This window comes from Hoeflea sp. (assembly GCF_984452065.1).
Genome location: NZ_CFHWAF010000108.1, coordinates 14,272 through 15,109 on the forward strand (window position 1 = coordinate 14,272; position 838 = coordinate 15,109).

Sequence of the window (838 nt, forward strand, 5' to 3'; positions counted from 1 at the left end):
TCGTTGAGATTGAGCCCGAATTCCGCGACCGGTCCCAGCTTCATGGTCAGGCCGAAGAACGGCAGCATCCTGGTGCAGCTGAGCTCCTGCTCGCCGTCCGGGGACTTCAGAACCGCTGAATGCAGTTGGCCGTCCTCGCCATTGAGACCGGTGATCTGCCCCATCTCGAAGCCTATGTCGCCCTGATCGCGCATGGCGAACATCTTGTTGACGCTGTCGTCGGCTGCGCGAAATTGCGGCCTGCGGTGCACAAGCGTGACCGATCGGGCAACGGGTTGCAGGTTGAGGGTCCAGTCCAGCGCAGAATCGCCGCCGCCGACGATCAGAAGATCATGGTCCCGGAACTCCTCCATGCGCCGCACGGAGTAGTGCACGCTTTTGCCCTCGAACGCCTCTATGCCCGGTATGGGCGGCCGCTTGGGCTGGAACGAGCCGCCCCCGGCGGCTATGACGACCACCTTCGCCCGTATTCTCTCGCTCTCGTCGGTCTCGACCTCGAAGCATCCGTCATCCAGTTTTCGCAGAGCCGTGACCATGCGGTTGAAATGGAACTGCGGCGAGAACGGCCTGATCTGCTCCATCAGCTTGTCGGTCAGCTCCTGACCGGAGATAACGGGCCAGGCGGGAATATCGTAAATGGGCTTTTCCGGATAGAGCTCGGTGCACTGGCCGCCGGCTCGGTCGAGAATGTCGACGAGATGACATTGCAGGTCAAGAAGACCGAGCTCGAATACGGCAAACAGGCCGACCGGGCCGGCCCCCACGATAACGACATCCGTTTCCACGATTTCGCTCATCGGCCATCACCGATCTGTTGTTTCGACAAAGACGTGCTCTA

The 838-nt window shown here is 60.9% G+C and carries 1 protein-coding gene; it reads right to left on the bottom strand.

Going from position 1 to position 838, the window contains the following annotated elements:
* On the bottom strand, positions 1 to 797 hold a 797-nt coding region (locus AC5E6N_RS17975), incomplete at its 3' end, for an NAD(P)/FAD-dependent oxidoreductase (RefSeq protein ID WP_491749100.1).
* Positions 798 to 838 lie beyond the last annotated feature (41 nt).